The organism is Komagataeibacter sp. NFXK3 (assembly GCF_054182245.1).
In genome coordinates, this window is the sequence record NZ_JAPIVJ010000080.1 from 1 (window position 1) to 1059 (window position 1059).

At 59.7% G+C, this 1059-nt stretch carries 1 protein-coding gene; it reads left to right on the forward strand.

Going from position 1 to position 1059, the window contains the following annotated elements:
* Positions 1-94 precede the first annotated feature (94 nt).
* Positions 95-1043, forward strand: a protein-coding gene (locus tag OQZ28_RS17545) for an IS630 family transposase (protein WP_240906627.1) whose coding sequence is annotated in 2 segments (ribosomal slippage) — positions 95-435 and positions 434-1043 — 951 coding nt in all. Because the reading frame shifts where the segments join, the coding sequence is not laid out codon by codon here.
* The last annotated feature ends 16 nt before the right edge of the window (positions 1044-1059 follow it).

Below are 1059 nucleotides of genomic sequence, written 5' to 3' on the forward strand. Positions count from 1 at the left end.
CTAGAGCATAATCTGATCTAATAGGTTCATTTTAAGATTCCCATACTGGTCGAAATCTGATTCATACTATGTGCCGGTATGGAGGCCGGCCCGTATGACCCGAGCCCTGTCTGCTGACCTTCGCCGCCGCACGATTGCGGCTGTTGCCTCTGGCATGACCCGTCGTGCGGCGGCGGTTCGTTTTGGTGTGTCTTCGTCGAGCGTTATCCGCTGGGTTGCCGAGTGGCAGGCCAGCGGTCGTGACCATGCGCTTAAACAGGGCGGTGATCGCCGTTCTCACCGGATTGAAGCGTGGTCAGCCTTCCTGCTGGCCGCGATTGAAACAAAGGCCGATATTTCCCTTGTCGAACTGGCGGAGACACTTGCAGCGGAACACGGTGTCCGCTTTGCGCCGAGTACGATCTGGCGCTGTCTCGACCGTCACGACATGACCATCAAAAAAAACGGCGCACGCCAGCGAGCAGACACGGCCCGACGTCGCACAGCGGCGCGAGGCCTGGTTTGACAGTCAGCCTGACCTTGATCCGGCCCGTCTGATCTTCATCGACGAAACAGCCGTCTCAACGAAGATGGCCCGCCTGCGGGGGCGGTCACAACGGGGCACGCGCTGTCGGATGTCCGTGCCCCACGGGCACTGGAAAACCACGACGTTCATCGGCGGGCTGCGCCTCTCCGGCATGACAGCACCGATGATGCTGGACGGCCCAATGACCGGCGAATGGTTTGCCGCCTATACCCGCAAGGTGCTCGTTCCAACCCTGTCGCCGGGAGACGTCGTCATTCTGGACAATCTGCCCGCCCATAAAGGAGCCGCTGCCCGCGAGGCTGTGGAGGCAGTCGGCGCCAGGTTGTTGTTCCTGCCGCCCTACAGTCCTGATTTCAACCCGATCGAAAACATCTTCGCCAAAATGAAGGCGTGGATCAGACGGGTGGCACCGCGAACCCTCGACGCTCTTCAAAATACCGTCTGTGGAGCAATTGACGATATCTCTCATCGCCAGGCCGCAGCGTGCTTCACCGCCGCTGGATATGAACCAGACTGATCGGATTATGCTCTAG